Source organism: Microbacterium sp. K27 (assembly GCF_004794435.1).
Classification (GTDB): domain Bacteria; phylum Actinomycetota; class Actinomycetes; order Actinomycetales; family Microbacteriaceae; genus Microbacterium; species Microbacterium maritypicum_A.
On record NZ_SSDK01000047.1, the window covers coordinates 54,589 to 71,403 of the forward strand.

At 68.6% G+C, this 16,815-nt stretch carries 20 protein-coding genes and 2 tRNA genes; 17 read left to right on the plus strand and 5 right to left on the minus strand.

Features of this window, described 5'->3' with window-relative positions:
• Window positions 1-19: 19 nt before the first annotated feature.
• Window positions 20-1,648 (minus strand): MFS transporter, encoded by a 1,629-nt coding sequence (locus DW307_RS17020; RefSeq protein WP_136025290.1) that lies wholly within the window; start codon window positions 1,646-1,648, stop codon window positions 20-22.
• Window positions 1,649-1,755: 107 nt separating this feature from the next.
• Window positions 1,756-2,466 (minus strand): potassium channel family protein, encoded by a 711-nt coding sequence (locus DW307_RS17025; protein WP_021198176.1) that lies wholly within the window; start codon window positions 2,464-2,466, stop codon window positions 1,756-1,758.
• Window positions 2,467-2,656: 190 nt separating this feature from the next.
• Between DW307_RS17025 and DW307_RS17030 the strand changes: the two genes are divergently transcribed.
• From DW307_RS17030 to DW307_RS17060, 7 genes are all read left to right on the plus strand, one after another.
• Window positions 2,657-2,745: transfer RNA gene (locus DW307_RS17030), tRNA-Ser, on the plus strand.
• Window positions 2,746-2,821: 76 nt separating this feature from the next.
• Complete coding sequence (locus DW307_RS17035) at window positions 2,822-3,496, plus strand: haloacid dehalogenase type II (protein WP_136025292.1); 675 nt, start codon at window positions 2,822-2,824, stop codon at window positions 3,494-3,496.
• Between the two features lie 69 nt (window positions 3,497-3,565).
• Complete coding sequence (locus DW307_RS17040; protein ID WP_021198174.1) at window positions 3,566-5,185, plus strand: sodium-dependent transporter; 1,620 nt, start codon at window positions 3,566-3,568, stop codon at window positions 5,183-5,185.
• Window positions 5,182-5,316 carry a methionine/alanine import family NSS transporter small subunit gene (locus tag DW307_RS17045; RefSeq protein WP_021198173.1) on the plus strand — a complete coding sequence of 45 codons (135 nt, stop codon included), beginning with the start codon at window positions 5,182-5,184 and terminating at the stop codon, window positions 5,314-5,316. The genes DW307_RS17040 and DW307_RS17045 overlap by 4 nt, the downstream gene beginning before the upstream one ends.
• Before the next feature lie 128 nt (window positions 5,317-5,444).
• Entirely contained in the window at window positions 5,445-6,311 is an 867-nt protein-coding gene (locus tag DW307_RS17050; protein ID WP_136025293.1) for an AraC family transcriptional regulator, read from the plus strand.
• A 106-nt stretch (window positions 6,312-6,417) separates the two neighbouring features.
• Window positions 6,418-7,053: a GyrI-like domain-containing protein gene (locus DW307_RS17055; protein WP_029266082.1), complete on the plus strand. Its 636-nt coding sequence runs from the start codon at window positions 6,418-6,420 to the stop codon at window positions 7,051-7,053.
• Between the two features lie 62 nt (window positions 7,054-7,115).
• The gene (locus DW307_RS17060; RefSeq protein ID WP_021198170.1) at window positions 7,116-7,916 is read left to right on the plus strand and encodes a DUF1206 domain-containing protein; all 801 of its coding nucleotides are present in this window, start codon (window positions 7,116-7,118) and stop codon (window positions 7,914-7,916) included.
• A gap of 32 nt (window positions 7,917-7,948) precedes the next feature.
• On the opposite strand, the gene DW307_RS17065 is transcribed toward DW307_RS17060, so the two are convergent.
• Window positions 7,949-8,596: a LysE family translocator gene (locus DW307_RS17065; RefSeq protein WP_029259688.1), complete on the minus strand. Its 648-nt coding sequence runs from the start codon at window positions 8,594-8,596 to the stop codon at window positions 7,949-7,951.
• Between the two features lie 105 nt (window positions 8,597-8,701).
• Window positions 8,702-9,094 carry a nuclear transport factor 2 family protein gene (locus DW307_RS17070; RefSeq protein WP_021198168.1) on the minus strand — a complete coding sequence of 131 codons (393 nt, stop codon included), beginning with the start codon at window positions 9,092-9,094 and terminating at the stop codon, window positions 8,702-8,704.
• A gap of 91 nt (window positions 9,095-9,185) precedes the next feature.
• Here DW307_RS17070 and DW307_RS17075 point away from each other — a divergent pair, with 91 nt between their 5' ends.
• The 8 genes from DW307_RS17075 (at window position 9,186) to DW307_RS17110 (ending at window position 15,027) form a co-directional block, all read left to right on the plus strand.
• Complete coding sequence (locus DW307_RS17075) at window positions 9,186-9,566, plus strand: winged helix-turn-helix transcriptional regulator (protein WP_021198167.1); 381 nt, start codon at window positions 9,186-9,188, stop codon at window positions 9,564-9,566.
• A 42-nt stretch (window positions 9,567-9,608) separates the two neighbouring features.
• On the plus strand, window positions 9,609-10,916 hold the full coding sequence (locus DW307_RS17080) for an aminotransferase class V-fold PLP-dependent enzyme (RefSeq protein ID WP_136025294.1): 1,308 nt from the start codon (window positions 9,609-9,611) through the stop codon (window positions 10,914-10,916).
• On the plus strand, window positions 10,913-11,347 hold the full coding sequence (gene sufU / locus DW307_RS17085) for a Fe-S cluster assembly sulfur transfer protein SufU (RefSeq protein WP_136025295.1): 435 nt from the start codon (window positions 10,913-10,915) through the stop codon (window positions 11,345-11,347). The genes DW307_RS17080 and sufU overlap by 4 nt, the downstream gene beginning before the upstream one ends.
• Before the next feature lie 16 nt (window positions 11,348-11,363).
• Window positions 11,364-12,335: a GNAT family N-acetyltransferase gene (locus tag DW307_RS17090; RefSeq protein ID WP_136025296.1), complete on the plus strand. Its 972-nt coding sequence runs from the start codon at window positions 11,364-11,366 to the stop codon at window positions 12,333-12,335.
• A gap of 59 nt (window positions 12,336-12,394) precedes the next feature.
• Window positions 12,395-13,036: an NADPH-dependent F420 reductase gene (locus tag DW307_RS17095; protein WP_029259690.1), complete on the plus strand. Its 642-nt coding sequence runs from the start codon at window positions 12,395-12,397 to the stop codon at window positions 13,034-13,036.
• A gap of 111 nt (window positions 13,037-13,147) precedes the next feature.
• Window positions 13,148-13,813 (plus strand): GntR family transcriptional regulator, encoded by a 666-nt coding sequence (locus DW307_RS17100; protein WP_029266074.1) that lies wholly within the window; start codon window positions 13,148-13,150, stop codon window positions 13,811-13,813.
• Between the two features lie 108 nt (window positions 13,814-13,921).
• Entirely contained in the window at window positions 13,922-14,167 is a 246-nt protein-coding gene (locus DW307_RS17105) for a hypothetical protein (RefSeq protein WP_021198161.1), read from the plus strand.
• On the plus strand, window positions 14,164-15,027 hold the full coding sequence (locus tag DW307_RS17110) for a hypothetical protein (RefSeq protein WP_029259692.1): 864 nt from the start codon (window positions 14,164-14,166) through the stop codon (window positions 15,025-15,027). The genes DW307_RS17105 and DW307_RS17110 overlap by 4 nt, the downstream gene beginning before the upstream one ends.
• 63 nt (window positions 15,028-15,090) lie before the next feature.
• Here DW307_RS17110 and DW307_RS17115 read toward each other — a convergent pair whose 3' ends face one another.
• Window positions 15,091-15,930: an SDR family NAD(P)-dependent oxidoreductase gene (locus tag DW307_RS17115; RefSeq protein WP_029266072.1), complete on the minus strand. Its 840-nt coding sequence runs from the start codon at window positions 15,928-15,930 to the stop codon at window positions 15,091-15,093.
• A 130-nt stretch (window positions 15,931-16,060) separates the two neighbouring features.
• On the opposite strand from DW307_RS17115, the gene DW307_RS17120 reads away from it, so the two are divergent.
• On the plus strand, window positions 16,061-16,645 hold the full coding sequence (locus tag DW307_RS17120) for an asparagine synthase (protein WP_136025297.1): 585 nt from the start codon (window positions 16,061-16,063) through the stop codon (window positions 16,643-16,645).
• A gap of 64 nt (window positions 16,646-16,709) precedes the next feature.
• Window positions 16,710-16,782 (plus strand) — tRNA-Arg (locus DW307_RS17125).
• The last annotated feature ends 33 nt before the right edge of the window (window positions 16,783-16,815 follow it).

Here is a 16,815-nt window from a genome sequence, read left to right on the forward strand (position 1 = left end):
TGGTCAGCCGGCCTCCTGGTCAGCCGGCCTCCTGATCAGCCGTCTCCTGGCCGTGCCGTCTGCGGACGGCGTTCGCGTGGGGTATCCCCTTCGAGAAGAAGAGCGACAGCAGACTGATGAGGATGAGCCCGAAGAACGCGATGCGCAGCGACGACAGCTGCGAATCGCGGTAGACCGTGGCGAGAGTGTCGGCGTCGGCATCGTCCAGCCCGGCCTTCTCCGCGATGGCGGCGACGTCGGCCGCGGGCACGATGGTGACTCCGTGCTGCGTGGCGCTCGCCACGGTCGCCTGGGTGGTCTCGGGCAGGTCGCTCGCCGCGACTCCCGAGGCGAACGAGGTCGACAGCGCACCGATGAGGATCGAGCCGATCAGGGCCGTTCCGAGCGACGAGCCGAGGTTCTGGAACACTCCTTGAAGCCCGCCGACCTCGCTCGTCTCCTTCTCGGTCACGCTCGACATGTTCACGTTCCCGAGCTGCGAGGCGAGGAGTCCGAGGGCCGCTCCGGCGAGGAACATCCCGGTCGCGAAGAAGCCGCTGCGCAGGTCGCTGGTGGCGGAGCCGAGAAGGATGAGGGCGCTGACGACCAGTGTCAGCTGTCCGATGCGCACGATCGTCCGCGGAGACAAGAGGCGCGAGAGTCGGGTGCCCACGATCGAGAACAGCACGAGAGCGATGGAGAGGGGGAAGATCCGGATCCCGGTCTCCAGGGCATCGAGGCCGAGGGTCATCTGCAGATACACCGGCACCATGAAGAAGAGCCCTGCGGTCACGGTGTACTGCGCCCCGAGGACGGTGAGTCCGCTGCGGAGCGAGGTGATCGAGAACATCCCCACGTGGATGAGCGGCGACCGGCCGAGGCGTTCGAGCAGGCGCTGACGCGAGAAGAACAGGGCCAGGAGCACGACGCCGAGCACGATGAACCAGGCGGCGGGAGAGATGCCGAGAGGGGCGACCACGACGCCGCCGATCGTGGGCGGGTTCAGCGGCAGCACCCACCCCCACGTCTTGCTCTGCAGCATCCCGAACACCACCGCGACCAGCCCGACCGACGAGAGCGCGACGCTGAGGACGTCGATGCGCACGCTCTGCCGTGGCGTCGGGTCGGTGACGATCCGGGCGCACAGCACCACGCCGACCATGATGAGCACCTCGGCGGCGAACACGTAGCGCCAGTCGAAGTAGGTCGTGACGAATCCGCCGATCAGTGGTCCAGCCGCGACGGCGGCCCCGGAGACGGCGCCGATGATCGCGAACGCCGTGATGCGCTCACGGCCGCGGTAGTTGTCGGCGACGAGGGCGGCGATCGCCGGGATGACGAGCACGGCACCCAGGCCTTCGACGACCGACCAGCCGAGGAACAGGAACTGCACGTTCGGACTCACCGCCGTGATCAGCGACCCCACGGCGTAGATGCACGATCCGATGACGAACGCCCTGCGGCGGCCCCACACGTCACCCAGCCTCGCCCCGAGCAGCATGAACGCCGCCATCGTGAGGGTGTAGAACGTGATGGCGCCCTGCATCGCGGCGACGGTGGTGTCGAGGTCGGACACCACCGTCGATATCGACACGTTCATCACGGTGCCGTCCAGCACCATCACGAACTGCGCGGAGCCGAGGACGGCGATGACGCCCCATCTCTTCATGGTGACTCCTTCGAGCCTGTTCATCGTGGCATCCGACGGGGCGATCCCCGTGCGGGCGTCACCCCTTCCGGATGAGGGCGGCGGGCGGCGGGCACGCCGGAAGGCACTCAGGCGGGCGTGCTCGATCTGCCTTTCGCACTCGCGCCGCGCATGATCCGTGCGACCGCCGTGATCAGGAACAGCTGCCCGGTGATGCCCTCGGCGATGGCGATCCCCTGTCCGGTGGTGCCGACGGGGACCAGATTGCCGTATCCGGTCGTGGTCAGTGCGGTGAACGAGAAGAACAGCTGGTTGCCGAGCGAGTCGAGGCTCTCCTCGCCGAACATCGGGGTGGGGGAGATCTGCGAGATCAGGTTGTAGACGAAGGCGAAGAACATCCCGACCAGGATGTAGGCCGTGATCGCCGCCAGCAGCGCCTCCAGGTCGAGGCCCCGCCGGTTGACCTGATGCGCGATGATGGCCCACGGAGCGACCAGCAGAGCGAGCATCGAAGCGGCCGACAGCGGGATCGCGAGCACCGGGCCGTCGACGCCGAAGAGCGCGGCGATGACGGCGGCGGCACCGGCGACCGAGAGCACCACCCACCACACACGCTGCACGAGATGTCGTGCACGGGTCACGTAGAACACCATCGCCACCGTCGCCAGCATGGCGAGGAAGGCCCAGGGGCTCGGGTCGGTGCTGGGCTGCGCCGCGCAGAAGCCGTACGAGACGATGAGCAGACCGAGGATGATCGCGTAACCGCGCGCCTGGCCGTCCCGCTCGCGATGCGAGGGGGTGTGGGCGTTCTCCGCGTTCACGGTGTCGGTGCGGGGCATGATCGGTCCTCTTCCGCGCGGTGGACGTCGGGTGCCCACGATGTGCGGCAAGTATCCCAGCGCGAGTGCGCATCCCCGCTCAGCCCGCGTGCGCGTCGGTCGGAAGCGAGTTCGGGGGGTGCCGGTTCGTCACCGCTCGTCCGACCCGTTATGATGGCTAGGTGCATCCGTGCTTTCGGGTCGGATGCCTGGAGACGTCGCATAGTCCGGCCGAGTGCACCACCCTGCTAAGGTGGAGTCCCCTCACGGGGACCAGGGGTTCAAATCCCCTCGTCTCCGCAGAAGAACCCCCCGCTCAGGCGGGGGTTTTCTCGTTCCCGGCCCCTGCGCTCCCGCGTCGGGGCAGACTCGAACCATGCTGCGCGACATCACCACGATCGTCTTCGACGTGCTGGGCACCCTGGTCGATGAGCCCGGAGGGCTCCGTATCGCCATCGAGGAGGCGGGCGGCTCCCCCCGTGATTCCGATGAGCTTCTCGGCGTCTGGCAACGTCATATCGAAGGGGAGCAGCGTCGGATCGCACGGGGTGAGCGCGACTATGTCGACTCCGGAATCCTTGATCGCGAGGCGGCGACTCGGGTGGCGCAGACCGCGGGGATCACGGATACCGGGACCATCGATCGCCTTGCCACCGCGACGAGGCGTCTTCCCGCCTGGCCGGATTCGTGCGAGGGCGTCGCGCGGCTTGCGGCCCGCTTCCATGTTCTCGGGCTGTCGAATGCGAACCCGGAGTCGCTGCGCGCGCTCGGGGAGCACGCCGGACTGCGATGGCACGGGGCGCTCTCCGCGGATGCCGTCGAGGCCTATAAGCCCTCACCGCGGGTCTACCGGCTCGCGGTGGAGGTGGCAGGGGGCGACCCGGAGAGAGTGCTCATGGTCGCCGCTCACGCCTGGGACCTCAGAGGCGCCGGAGATGCAGGGATGAGGACCGCGTACGTGCCGCGTCCGGTGGGTGATCCGCCCGCGGAGACCGACGCCTTCGACGGTCGCTTCTCCACCCTGGCCGGGCTGGCGGATGCGTTGGACTGAAGCGGCGGGATCGGCTCGTGTCTGTGTCCGACCCGACGTTCGGCTCGACCCTCAGGTAGCCTCGTCCGCATGGCCACCGCAGCGACGCAGACCCACAAACGTGAAGCCTTCGGCTCGCGCAATGTGTTCATCCTCTCGGCGATCGGCTCCGCGGTCGGCCTCGGGAACATCTGGCGGTTCCCCTACGTCGCCTACGAGGGCGGTGGCGGAGCCTTCCTGATCCCGTACCTGTGTGCTCTGCTCACGGCCGGTATCCCGCTGCTGTTCTTCGACTACGCGATCGGTCACCGATTCCGTGGGTCGGCGCCGCTGGCGTTCCGTCGCATGCACCGTGCGGCCGAGCCTCTCGGCTGGTGGCAGGTGCTCATCTGCGTCGTGATCGCGGTCTACTACGCGGTGATCATCGCCTGGGCGGCGATGTACACGTGGTTCTCGGCCCAGCTCACCTGGGGCGCGGGCAACGAGAACGACTTCTTCTTCATCGACTTCCTGCGATCGGCGGACGTCGCCGAGGTCGGTGTATCGACCGATTTCGTCCCGCAGGTCGGCATCCCGCTCGTCGTGGTCTGGCTGATCGTGATCGTCATCATGGCGCTGGGCGTCAAGCGCGGCATCGGCCGGGCGAACATGATCCTGATGCCGCTGCTCACCGTGATGTTCGCGATCCTCGTGGTGCAGTCCCTGTTCCTCCCAGGAGCCATGGACGGCCTCAACGCCTTCTTCACCCCGAACTGGGAGGCACTGGCCGACCCCGGCGTCTGGGCATCCGCCTACGGACACATCTTCTTCTCGCTCTCCGTCGCCTTCGGCATCATGGTGACCTACTCGTCCTACCTGAAGCGGAAGACCGATCTGACCGGTTCCGGGCTCGTGGTGGCCTTCGCCAACTCCGGTTTCGAGATCCTCGCCGGCATCGGCGTCTTCGCGGCGCTGGGATTCATGGCGCAGGCGCAGGGAACGGAGGTGGCCGGTGTCGCGTCCTCCGGAATCGGCCTCGCCTTCATCGCCTTCCCCACGATCGTCTCGCAGGCCACGGGAGGGTCGATCATCGGTGTGCTGTTCTTCGGAGCCCTGGTGTTCGCCGGCGTCACCTCCCTCATCTCGATCCTCGAGGTGATCGTGGCCGCACTGCAGGACAAGCTGGGATGGGCGCGCGTGCGCACGACCCTCACGGTCGCGATCCCGTTGGCGATCATCTCGATGGCGCTCTTCTCGACGACCACGGCCCTGTCGGTGCTCGACACGGCCGATGCCTTCGTCAACTCCTTTGGCATCATGGCGGTCGCGCTGGTGGCGGTGATCATCGTGGCCTGGCTGCTGCACAAGCTGCCGGTGCTGGTCGAGCACCTCAATCGGCGTTCGAGTTTCCGGGTGGGCACCGTCTGGAAGGTGCTCGTCGGGGTTCTCGCGCCGGTCGTTCTCGGATACCTCTTCGTCAGCGAGCTCATCGCGAAGACCTCCGAACCGTACAGCGGCTATCCCGCCTGGTTCCTCGCCATCTTCGGCTGGGGGATGGTCATCGCCCTGGTCGTCCTGGCGCTGATCCTGTCGGCGCTGCCCTGGAGCACGCGCTCGCATGCGAAGGACGACCCCGAGTACGACGAGTTCCTCTCCGAGGAGCACTACGAACCGGATACCGAGACCTCGGCGATACCGGCAGTCGGCACGACGAAGGGAGCCGGCGCATGACTCCGATCGCGATCGTCATGATGATCGTCGCCATGGTCACGGTGTGGGGTGGCCTGATCGCCGGGATCGTCAACCTGGCGCGTCATCCCGAGGAATCGGAGACCGAACCGGCGCCGCCCGTCGAACTCTGACGTCGATCGAGCGCTGACGTCGATCGAACTCTGGCGCCGATCGAGTACGGGCACTGATCGCATCGGACCGCAGAAGTCGGGTCGCGAGGGGTGCGCGACGGTGACGATGGTGAGGAAAGGAGGACCTCATGATCGGCACGCTGAACGCCTTGATCGACATGGTCGACGCGGGAGACCCGGGTCAGGAGATCGACGTGGCCTCGTTCTCGCATGAGCACGGGACCACCGAGTATCACCTGCGCCGGATGTTCTCGGCACTCGCGGGCATGCCGTTCTCGGAATACGTGCGTCGTCGTCGGATGACCCTCGCCGGGGCGGAGCTCGCTGCGGGTGCCGCGAGTCTGCTCGACGTGGCCGTGCGCCACGGGTACGGGTCGGTCGAGGCATTCGGACGCGCGTTCCGGGCTGTGCACGGCATCAGCCCGGCCGATGCGCGCCGTGACGGGGGTCCTCTCCGCACTCAACCCACGCTCCGGTTCCGCCTGAGCGTCGAAGGGAGAATCCCCATGGACGTCACCATCACCACCCGGCCCGCGTTCGTCCTCGCCGGTCATGCCGCCGAGGTCCCGTTGATCCACGAGGGCGTCAATCCGCACATCCAGGAGCACATCGCCGCGATCCCGTCCGAGGAACACGCGCGCCTCAAGGGTCTCGGCGACGCCGAGCCGTCGGGGATCCTGGCCGTCACGGCCGATATCGAACCGGACGCACCGGAGGGCACGCTGCTCACGTATCTGCACGGCGTCGCCCTGCAGAGCACTACTCCCGTTCCGGACGACCTCGACTCCCTTCCCCTCGAAGCCGGTTCCTGGGCGGTCTTCGCGGCCCAGGGCCCGTTCCCCGAGACGCTGCAGGATCTGTGGGCCGCCACAGCGACCGAGTGGTTCCCGTCGAACCCCTGGAGGCTTCGTCCCGGTCCCTCGATCGTGCGCTACCTCGAGTTCCGGGGTGACTCCGCGTCGTGCGAGCTCTGGCTTCCGGTCGAGCACGGCTGACGCAGGCCCGAGGGCGGGCGGGCGTCCGCGCACCACCCGCCCTCGCCTCGCCGCACCGTGTCCGACGCCCGTGCGACACTGGGCGCACGATCAAGGAGGGCACGTCATGGCGGCGATCGATCCCAAGAAGACGCTCGACGCGTATCGCGCGAAGAGGGGAGAGTTCCGCATCGTCGAGGTGCCGCCCCTGCAGTATCTGATGATCGACGGGGCAGGCGACCCGAACACCGCACCCGCGTACAGGGAGGCCGTGTCTGCCCTGTTCCCGGTGGCCTATGCGCTGAAGTTCGCGAGTCGGAACGAGCTCGGCGTCGACACGGTGGTGATGCCGCTCGAAGGACTCTGGCATGCACCGGACATGGAGTCGTTCACCTCGCGCCGCGACAAGTCGGCGTGGATGTGGACGATGATGATCATGGTCGGCGACCACATCACCGGGGCGATGTGCGCGGCTGCGGTGGAAGCCGTCGCGAAGAAGGCGGCGAAGAAGAAGGAGTCGATTCCGGCACTGGAGTCCGTGCGGTTGGAGACGCTCGACGAGGCCACCTGCGTGCAGACGCTGCATGTGGGCCCGTTCGACGACGAAGGGCCGGTGCTCGACGATATGCATCACCGTTTCATCCCCGAGAATGGGCTGCAGATGCGAGGACTCCATCACGAGATCTACCTGAGCGATTTGCGTCGCGTCGATCCGGCGAAGCTGCGCACGATCCTCCGGCAGCCGGTCATGCCGCGCGCCTGAGCGGTGGATACCGGGAAAGCAAGCCCCTCCTCGGCTTCCGGTGCGACGGATACGCTTCAACGATGAGCACGGTCAAGAATGCGGCACGCGTCGCCAAGAGGTCGTCGACGTTCCGACGGATCGCCCGTGCCGGTTTCGTCGTCCTGGGCCTCATCCACGTCATCATCGGCTCGGTGGCGATCTCCATCGCGGCGGGCGCCTCCGGCGACGCCGACCAGGACGGAGCGATGGAGCAGATCCGCCAGAGCCCGATCGGAGGCCTGCTGCTCGTACTCGTGGCCGCCGGGCTGATCGCGCTTGCCGTATGGCAGATCGCCAGTGCCTTCCTCGCCGCCGACCCGGCCGAGACGAAGAAGTGGGGTCAGCGCGTCAAGCTCTTCGGCATCGCCGCCGCGTACCTCGTCGTCGGAGGCATGGCCCTGATCTACGCGGTGGGTGGCAACGCCGACTCGGAGACGGCCTCGAAGACCTTGAGCGCGGTGCTGCTCTCGGCGCCGGGCGGCGTGGCCCTGCTGGTCGTCGTGGGGCTCTCGGTCGTCGGGGTGGGGGTCGGGTTCGTCGTCGGCGGTTTCACCCGCGGCTTCGAGAAGCTGCTCGACCTGCCATCGGGGGTCGCTCGCGGGGGCATCGTGACGCTGGGAGTGATCGGCTACTTCGGCAAGGGCATCGCGGTGGCCGTGACCGGGGTGCTGTTCGTGGTCGCCGCCGTGACACAGGACCCGGAGAAGGGCGCAGGGCTCGACGCTGCTCTGCACAGCCTGCTCGAGCTGCCCCTGGGAGGACTCGTCCTGGGGTTGGTCGGCGCAGGCTTCGCGGTCTACGGCGTCTTCTGCATCGCTCGGGCCCGCTTCGCTCGCATGTGACCTCCAGGCACGTGTGAGCGTTCAGGCCGCACTCAGGCGGTCGCGGGCTTCTCGCTCCACACCAGAAGGAACGCTCCGAGAGCGATCATCAGTCCGCCGCCTGTCGCGCCCATCGCCTCGATGCGTCGTGGGGAGCGACCGAACCAGTCGCGGGCGGCACTCGCGAGGAGCACCCACACCGCGTCGCACGTCACACCGATGGTGACGACGATCGCCCCGAGCAGGAAGAGCTGCGCGGGGACGGAACCGGCATGCAGATCGACGAACTGGGGCAGGATCGCGAGGAAGAAGGCGATGGACTTCGGGTTGGTCACGCCGACGACGAAGCCTTCGCTGAGGAGTCGCCAACCCGAGCGCCGTGCCGGCGCCGAGAACATGGCCCGCGCCGCATCCTTCCGGTGCCTGATCGCCTGGATGCCGAGGAAGATCAGGTAACCGGCGCCGAGCACCTTGACGATCGTGAACAGCACGATCGACTGTGCGATCACGGTGCCGACGCCGAGCGCGACGGCCACGACGAGGACGATCGACCCGACGGCCGTGCCGAGGATGCTGAGGAACCCGCCCCAGCGCCCCAGCACCATGGCCCGGCCGATCGTGAACAGCACCGTCGGCCCGGGAATCACGACCATGACGAACGCGGCGACGACGAAGGCGAGCAGCGTGTCCGGGGCGATCATGGGATGAGCCTAGAGGCGCGGGCGCCGGGCGGTCGAGGCCCGGCCACCCGGCGCTGCCGGATCAGGTGCTGCCGGAGACGGTGCTGCCGGATCCGGTGCCCTCGATCAGACGGTGCCCCAGAAGCGGTCCTCCGCGTCCTGGTCCTCGCTGATCAACCAGACCTCGACGATGCGGTCATCGGCGACGCGGAAGACGTCGACGCCGTGCTGGTCGAGGTCGTCGCGCCCTTCGCGCTGGGCACGGAAGCGCACGGTCGCTGAGACGAGTGCGCCGCTCTCGGTCGCCGATTCGGTCTCGAGGGCGAAGGTTCCGCCGCTCAGTTGCATGAACCGGCCGAGGTGCGCGAGGATCGCGTCGGGACCGACATGGTCCCCCGAGACCTGGCTCTCTCCGGGCTGGTGCCAGACGGCGTCCGCGTGGAAGGTCGCGGCCAGCGCCTCCATGTCTCCGGCGGCCATGGCCGCACCATACTGTCCTACGACGTCGATTGCCGACATGATGCTCCTCCTGGATGGGTCGGTACTGTGGAGCATCCAGCGTCTCGACCGGGACGCGGTTACTTCAACGTCACCGGGGAAGGAGCGGCGGATGTCGCGCACATGGACGGTGTTCTCCGCCAGTTGCCCGTCGCGCGCGTCCCTCGCCCGCATCGCGAACAAGTGGACCGCGATGATCGTCGTCCTCCTGCACGAGCAGCCGCTGCGCTTCGGCGAGCTGCACAGCCGGATGGACGGGATCACGAAGAAGGTGCTCGTCGACACACTCCGCGCCCTCGAACGCGATGGGATGCTCGAGCGGGCGGTCGGTGACGACGGTCATCCCCGGTACCGACTCACCCCGCTCGGGCGGACCCTGCACGAGCCGCTCCAGGCGCTGCAGGTCTGGGCGGAGTCGCACGTGGAGGATGTCCGCGATGCGCAGGACCGCTACGACGAGGCCGCCGACGCGAAGACGCTCGACGGGCGCTGACGCCTGCGCCCACCCCCTGCTCACAGGTGGGAAACTGGAACGATGAGCGTTTCTCCCGGTGTCGACCTGATCGCCCCCTTGAACGAGGCCGAGGTGCGGCGCATCCGCGGGGACTTCCCGATCCTGGGAGCGCAGGTGCACGGGCATCCGCTCGTGTATCTCGACTCGGGGGCGACGTCGCAGCGCCCGACCGCGGTGCTCGACGCCGAGCGTGACTTCGCGACCTCCATGAACTCCGCGGTGCACCGTGGCGCGCACACGCTCGCCGCCGAGGCGACCGAGCTCTTCGAAGACGCGCGCGCCGCCGTCGCCCGATTCGTGGGCGCCGCCGACGACGAGATCGTCTGGACCTCGAACGCGACCGAGGCGATCAACCTCGTCGCGTACTCGCTGTCGAACGCGTCGCTCGGGCGCGGGGGAGCGGCCGCCGAGGGGCTCCGTCTCCGCGAAGGCGACGAGATCGTGACCACAGAGATGGAGCACCACGCGAACCTCATCCCGTGGCAGGAGCTGGCGGCGCGCACCGGCGCGACGCTGAAGGTCATACCCCTCGACGACCACGGGGGCCTGCGGCTCGACGTCGCGGCGGAGCTGATCACCGCCCGTACGAAGCTCGTCGCGTTCACCCATGTCTCCAATGTGCTCGGTGTCGTCAACCCCGTCGATCAGCTCGTCTCGCTCGCGCGCGAGGTCGGCGCACTGACGCTGCTCGACGCCTGCCAGTCGGCACCCCACCTCCCGCTCGACGTGCGTGCCCTCGGGGTCGACTTCGCCGTGCTGTCCGGTCACAAGATGCTCGGACCGACCGGCATCGGCGCCCTCTACGGTCGGCGCGAGGTGCTGTCAGCGATGCCCCCGTTCCTGACGGGCGGTTCGATGATCACCACGGTGACCACGACCGAGGCCGAATACCTGCCGCCGCCCCAGCGCTTCGAAGCGGGAACGCAGCGCGTCTCGCAGGCGATCGCGCTCGCCGCGGCCGTGGGATACCTGACCGAGGTGGGGATGCCGCGCATCGCCGCGCACGAGGCCGCGTTCGGCCGCCGTCTCGTCGACGGGCTGAGCGCGATCGACGGCGTGCGTGTGCTCGGCGCCGGTATCGACCTGCCCCGCGTCGGCCTCGCGAGCTTCGACGTCGAGGGCATCCACTCGCACGACGTGGGTCAGTTCCTCGACGACCGCGGCATCGCCGTTCGCGTCGGCCACCATTGCGCGCAACCGCTGCACCGCCGCCTGGGTGTGACCTCCTCCACCAGGGCGAGCACCTACCTGTACACGACCGAGGCCGAGGTGGACGCCGTGATCGAGGGCGTCGCCGGAGCGATCGACTTCTTCCGGAGGGGCGCATGAGCGACCTGCAGAACCTGTACCAGGAGCTGATCCTGGACCACTCGCGCACGCCGCACGGCTATGGACTCCGCGACGAGATCCCCGCGCAGTCCCACCAGTTGAACCCGACCTGCGGTGACGAGATCACCCTGCAGGTGCACCGCGATGTCGACGGCAGCGTCGAGGCGATCGCCTGGGAGGGGCACGGCTGCGCGATCTCGCAGGCATCGGCCTCTCTGCTGGCGGAGCTCGCGGAAGGACTCAGCGTCGAAGACCTCGAGGTGCGCATCGCGGCCTTCCGCGAGGCGATGCGATCCCGCGGCACGATCGAACCGGATGAAGAGCTCCTCGGTGATGCCGCTGCCCTCGGTGGGGTGTCGAAGTACGTCGCGCGCGTCAAGTGCGCCATGCTCGCCTGGGTCGCCGCGGAAGACGCGCTCACGCGCAGCTGAGGTGCAGGATGGACGCATGTCCCTGCACCTGACGCCCCTCCCCTCCACCCGCTTCGAGGCGTGGGCGACAACCGCACGGCAGCGCCTGATCGACCGGAACAGGGAGTCGGGGCGACGCCTTGGCGCGGACGCTGTCGGGCACGTCGAGCAGGTGTTCGGCGACCTGTTCCCGGAGGGCGGTGCGACCTCGACGACGCGGGTCATGCGCATCGTCGACGATGCGGACGGCGAACTCGGAACACTCGTGCTGGCCCTGAGTGGACAGAAGATGCTCCTGCTCGACCTCGACCTCGACCTCGACCTCGACGTCGACCTCGGCGGTGCCGAGACGCTGAGCGATGCCCAGAACGAAGGGCTGCTCGCGCTCCTGCTCCCGATCGCGTGCGACATGGGCGCCACCCAGATCGGGGCGCAGCTCTTTCCGCAGGACACGGCCGGACGGGTATTCGCCGAACAGGGCGGATTCGAGGTGGCCTCGATCCAGATGGTGCTCGAACCGCTTCCGGTGCGCGACCCCGCTTCCCGCGTCGAGGTGTCGCCGATGACCGCGGAACGCTTCCCCCGCTTCGCGGCAGCGTCAGAGGAAGGGTTCGCGCACGACCTCGTCGCGTCGGGGCGCTACACGTCCGAGGAGGCGATCGCCGAGTCGCATCGCCAGATGGTCGAGGAGCTTCCCGACGGGCTCGATACCGAAGGACAGGAATTCTTCACCGCTGCTGTCGACGGAACCGAGGTCGGCATCCTGTGGTTCGGGATGCGGCGGCGTGACGGTCGTCCGCAGGCGTTCATCCTCGACATCGAGGTGGCCGCGGATCAGCGCCGGAAGGGATACGGACGCGCGTTGATGCACGCCGCCGAGAGAGAAGCCCGCAGGCTCGGCGCGGACTCGATCGGGCTGCATGTCTTCGGCTTCAACACGGGGGCCGTCGACCTGTATGAGCAGCTCGGCTACCGCCGCACCGAGGAGAGCCTGCTGCGCGAGGTCTGAGCCACGGTCACGCGAGCACTCGACGGGAATAGCCCTGAGCGCGAGGCGTTGGGGCCAACATGACAACTCTCGGAATCATCGGTGCAGGACACATCGGCAGCCAGGTCGCGCGCGTCGCGGTCGCGAACGGCTACGACGTGGTGATCGCCAACTCGCGTGGACCGGAGACACTCGCCGACCTGGTCGCCGAGCTCGGGCCCAGGGCTCGGGCCGCGACGGCGCAGGACGCGGCCGCTGCCGCAGACGTGGCCGTCGTCACTGTGCCCCTCGGCGCGATCGACCAGCTCCCGGCCGAGCAGCTCGCGGGCAAGATCGTCCTCGACACCAACAACTACTACTTCGAGCGGGACGGACACATCGAAGCCCTCGACAAGGGGGAGACCACGACGTCGGAGCTGGTGCAGCGTGCGCTCCCCGGCGCGAAGATCGCGAAGGCGTTCAACCACATCTTCGCCTCGGAGATCACGTCCGACGGAACGCCGGCCGGCACCCCCGACCGTCGCGCGCTGGCCACGGCCGGCGATGACGTGGAAGCCGTGGCCTTCGTGACGCGCTTCTACGACGAGGCCGGCTTCGACACCGTCAACGTGGGTCCGCTCAGTGAGTCCTGGAGGGTCGAGCGCGACCGCCCGGCGTATGTGGTGCGGCAGACTGCCGAAGAGCTCACGGCGAACCTCGCGATCGCGAACCGCCTGCCCTGAGCGTCGTCGGGGGCGAGGGAGGAGCCCTCGTCCCCGCCCGGGCCGCCGCCGCTGCGAGGGCTTGGGATACCAAAAGTTGAGGAACACCGCCGGGAGTGCGAGAATGCCCAGATGGCGGGGGCTATAGCAGGAGGCGGCGAACTCGAGTCGGTGAGGGTCACGCGCATCCTTCGCGATGACATCATCCTCGGGCGGCGGATGCCGGGGTCGCGCCTGGTGGAGCGCGACATCGCGGCAGAGCTCAATGTGTCGCGACTTCCGGTCCGGGAGGCCATCCGCACGCTCGTCGCGGAGGGGATCGTCGTCGCCCGTCCCCGCACCTGGGCAGTCGTGCGGGAGTTCACCCATCGGGACATCCAGGACTTCGCCGAGGTGCGCGAGGCCATCGAGACGCTGATCTTCGTGTTCGCCGCCGAGCGGCACGACGAGGCCGGTATCGCCCGGATCCGCGAGGTCTACGAGCGTGAGCTCGCGGCCGCGAAGGCGCAGGATTCCGAGGCTGCGAGGGTGGCCGCAGCGGAGTTCCACGAGGTCGCCGTCGAACTCGCGGCGAACGAGATGCTCGGAGAGCTCATCGCCGTGTTCCTCACGCGTCTGCGCTGGTTGTTCGGTCAGCACGACGATCTGCTCGCGATGGCGGACGAGCATCGCATCATCCTCGAGGCGATGACTGCGCGTGACACCGAGGCATTGCGCCGGATCGTCCCCGCGCACCTCGCCAGTGGTCAGTCCGCAGCCGAGCGACGCCTCGCCGAGAACAGTGACCTGACGGCCTGAGCTGCCGGTTCGCCCTGACGCAGGTCGGGGGACCGCAGAGTCGGCTCCGGTTGTATATTGGGGCGATCGGAGTCGGTCCGGAACTGTTGCGCTGTCCTGGGGAGCGAGATGCGGAGTCTTGCTGTCGCGGTCGGATGCCTGTTGCTCGTCGGCGGGATCACGCTCGTCGCGATCGCGGATCAGGAGCGCATGGCGTCGATCGCCGCGGTCAAAGCGGAGATCGCACGCGTCGAAGGCGCGCTGGACACGTCGCGCGGCGAGAACCGGGAACTCGCCGAGAAGCTCACCGCCCTGCGGTCGAAGCTCGCTGAGCAGGACGCGCAGATCGCCGACACGACGGGGTTCCTGCCGTGATCCGCCGGGTGCTGGCCGTCACCCTCGCCGCCGCGGTGCTACTCATCTCGGGGATGATCGGCAGAGCTGACGCCCTCGAGCACGAGAGAACGACCGCTGTCGCACAGCTCGTCGCACTGAACGGCCAGTATCGCGACGCCGGCCAGCGCACCGACTACCTCGACGGGGCCGTCGAACGCGCAGAGCAGGAGACCGCCGATCGCGCCGCCGTCCTCGCGCTGCGGCCCGCCTTCCTCGCCGAGGTAGAAGCCCTGACCGCCGCACTCCAGGGGGCCGAAGGTCGGGTGGACACGGCCGCGCACCGCGCCGCCGCCCTGTCGGCACAGCAGGCCGTCGCCGCCGAGAAGGAGAACCCCGATACCGTCGCGGCGGCCACGGCGACCCTGCACGCGCTCACGGAGAAGGTGGGCACAGAGGTCGCGTCCTGGCAGGCGGCACAGAGCTCGGGTCCCGGAGGGCCGATGTGGTCGTCGAGCGGTCCGGAGGGATACGCGCGGGTGCGGGCAGCCCTCGACCTCGTCGGTGGTGGGGGCGTGGGACTCTACGAGTCCTCGTCGTGTGCGGGCGGGAACGCCCCGGCATGCGCGAACAGCAACGGATACATCAAGTACCGCGCCGACATCGCGACCTGGAGTGCCGGCCGGTTGAACTGGGCGATGGCGCATGAGCTCGCGCACATCTACCAGTTCCGCGTATGGGGCGCGCTCACCTCATCCGGGGCGTACGGGGCGCTGTTCGGCGGTGACCCGGAGTTCCTCGCGAACTGCATGGCCGTGGTGCGGGGCTATCCCGGATCGGTCGGCTGCAACGGCGACCAGCAGGCGTGGGCCTCGGCCATCTGGGTGGGCACCGTCCGCTGAGCGGGAGCCTGTCGCCGGCGTCCCCTCAGGTCGCCGGCGTCGCCTCAGGTCGCCGGCGTCGCCTCAGGTCGCCGGCGTCGTGGTGTCGATCGCCGCGCGCAACGGGCGACGCATCACTCGCCAGTAGGAGGCGGGAGCGATGCGGGTGAGCACGTCGATCAGGCGGGCTTCTCGCCCGACCATCGTGCGCGCAGCCCGTCGTTCGGTCGCCCGCACGATCCGGGCCGCGGCATCGGTGGGCTCGGTGTGGTACATCGCGGCCTGCGCGGCGGCGGCCCGGGCCGCCACCTCCGGGTCGATCGCCGCGGCGTAGCGACCGTGCAGGATGATCCCGGTGCGCACCCCCGCAGGGTAGACGGCTCCGACGCTCACCGAGGTGCCCTCGAGCTCGTGCCGCAGAGCCTCGGAGAACGCGCGTACCGCGAACTTGCTGACCGCGTACGGGATGCGGCCGGCGGGGGCGGCGAGTGCGTAGACGCTCGCCAGGTGCGTGATGTGCGCGGCCGGCGCGGCGCGGAGCGCGGGGAGAAGGGCTTTGGTGACCGAGACCGTTCCCCAGAGGTTCACGTCGGTGAGCCAGCGCATCTCCTCCATGGTGAGCTGGTCGATGTCGCCGAGCATCGACGAGCCGGCGCACGTGATCAGGGCGTTGATGCGCGGGTGGGCCTCGGTGATGTCGGCGGCGGTCGCGAACACGGCCTCGTCGTGGCGGAGGTCGACGACATGCGTCGTCACGCGCACGCCCTGCAGTTCGGCCGCGATCGTCGCGAGTGACGCGGCGTCGTGGTCGATGAGCGCGACGTGCACTCCCCGAGCCGCCAGCAGGCGTGCGATATCCGCGCCCATCCCGTTCGCCGCTCCGGTGATCACGGTGGTGCTGCCGGTGAGTTCGAGGTGCTTCATTGCTCTCCTGCACGGCGCGATCCTGGTGCGAACCCGCGGATGTCGGATGGGTGGGGCAAGCTGATTCCGAACCATTCTGGCCGACACCGGGCTGCAGTGATACCGGTACGCTCAAGGAGAGGAGGTACCGGTGGGACGGACAGCGGATGCCATCGCCGAGGGCGTTGCGATCGCGACCGCTGCGGCGCGCCTCGCCGTGAAGAACCACATCCTCATCGGCACCATCGCCGAAGACGGCGTCTTCGACACGGACAAGTACATCGACGACGCGCGTGAGGCGCTTCGTGCCATGGCCGAGGAGTCGGAAGAGGCGGCCGCCACCGTCACCGCGTTGCGCAAGAGGGCGAGGGGCCGGCACTCCGATCCGGTGGGGACGCACGACTACCGCGACCGCGATGTGCGCAACCTCCGCCGACGTGCCAAGCAGTCCACCGGCGTTGCCGTGCGCCTGCGAGAGATCATGCAGGACCGCGATCGGCTCGCCGAGATCGTCGAGGAGGCGCGTGACGCCGCCTGGGCGGATGTGCGCCACAACCTCGACCGCCGACTGCGGGTCGAGGGCATGCGTCCGGATCAGGATCCCGATTACAACCGCATGCGCGAAGCGCGGATGCAGGCCCTTCGACTCGTCGATCTGCAGGCGCTCTCGTCGGAGCAGAGGGCCAAGGCCAAGCGCCGGAAGAAGCAGCAGAAGGCCGCGTCGGTGGAGGACTGAGGCCTCGTTTCGCTTTCGCGTCGGGACTGTTGTAGGCTGTTCTACGGCCCGCTGAGCGGGCTGGGCGCCCGTAGCTCAATGGATAGAGCATCTGACTACGGATCAGAAGGTTAGGGGTTCGAGTCCCTTCGGGCGCACACTGTGTTGAGACAGTGAAGGAACGGCTTCCA

Bases quoted from the DNA above. Each gene is read 5' to 3' on its own strand.
- DW307_RS17020 (WP_136025290.1), bottom strand. From the start codon at position 1,648: ATGAAGAGATGGGGCGTCATCGCCGTCCTCGGCTCCGCGCAGTTCGTG.
- DW307_RS17025 (WP_021198176.1), bottom strand. From the start codon at position 2,466: ATGCCCCGCACCGACACCGTGAACGCGGAGAACGCCCACACCCCCTCG.
- DW307_RS17035 (WP_136025292.1), top strand. From the start codon at position 2,822: ATGCTGCGCGACATCACCACGATCGTCTTCGACGTGCTGGGCACCCTG.
- DW307_RS17040 (WP_021198174.1), top strand. From the start codon at position 3,566: ATGGCCACCGCAGCGACGCAGACCCACAAACGTGAAGCCTTCGGCTCG.
- DW307_RS17045 (WP_021198173.1), top strand. From the start codon at position 5,182: ATGACTCCGATCGCGATCGTCATGATGATCGTCGCCATGGTCACGGTG.
- DW307_RS17050 (WP_136025293.1), top strand. From the start codon at position 5,445: ATGATCGGCACGCTGAACGCCTTGATCGACATGGTCGACGCGGGAGAC.
- DW307_RS17055 (WP_029266082.1), top strand. From the start codon at position 6,418: ATGGCGGCGATCGATCCCAAGAAGACGCTCGACGCGTATCGCGCGAAG.
- DW307_RS17060 (WP_021198170.1), top strand. From the start codon at position 7,116: ATGAGCACGGTCAAGAATGCGGCACGCGTCGCCAAGAGGTCGTCGACG.
- DW307_RS17065 (WP_029259688.1), bottom strand. From the start codon at position 8,596: ATGATCGCCCCGGACACGCTGCTCGCCTTCGTCGTCGCCGCGTTCGTC.
- DW307_RS17070 (WP_021198168.1), bottom strand. From the start codon at position 9,094: ATGTCGGCAATCGACGTCGTAGGACAGTATGGTGCGGCCATGGCCGCC.
- DW307_RS17075 (WP_021198167.1), top strand. From the start codon at position 9,186: ATGTCGCGCACATGGACGGTGTTCTCCGCCAGTTGCCCGTCGCGCGCG.
- DW307_RS17080 (WP_136025294.1), top strand. From the start codon at position 9,609: ATGAGCGTTTCTCCCGGTGTCGACCTGATCGCCCCCTTGAACGAGGCC.
- sufU (WP_136025295.1), top strand. From the start codon at position 10,913: ATGAGCGACCTGCAGAACCTGTACCAGGAGCTGATCCTGGACCACTCG.
- DW307_RS17090 (WP_136025296.1), top strand. From the start codon at position 11,364: ATGTCCCTGCACCTGACGCCCCTCCCCTCCACCCGCTTCGAGGCGTGG.
- DW307_RS17095 (WP_029259690.1), top strand. From the start codon at position 12,395: ATGACAACTCTCGGAATCATCGGTGCAGGACACATCGGCAGCCAGGTC.
- DW307_RS17100 (WP_029266074.1), top strand. From the start codon at position 13,148: ATGGCGGGGGCTATAGCAGGAGGCGGCGAACTCGAGTCGGTGAGGGTC.
- DW307_RS17105 (WP_021198161.1), top strand. From the start codon at position 13,922: ATGCGGAGTCTTGCTGTCGCGGTCGGATGCCTGTTGCTCGTCGGCGGG.
- DW307_RS17115 (WP_029266072.1), bottom strand. From the start codon at position 15,930: ATGAAGCACCTCGAACTCACCGGCAGCACCACCGTGATCACCGGAGCG.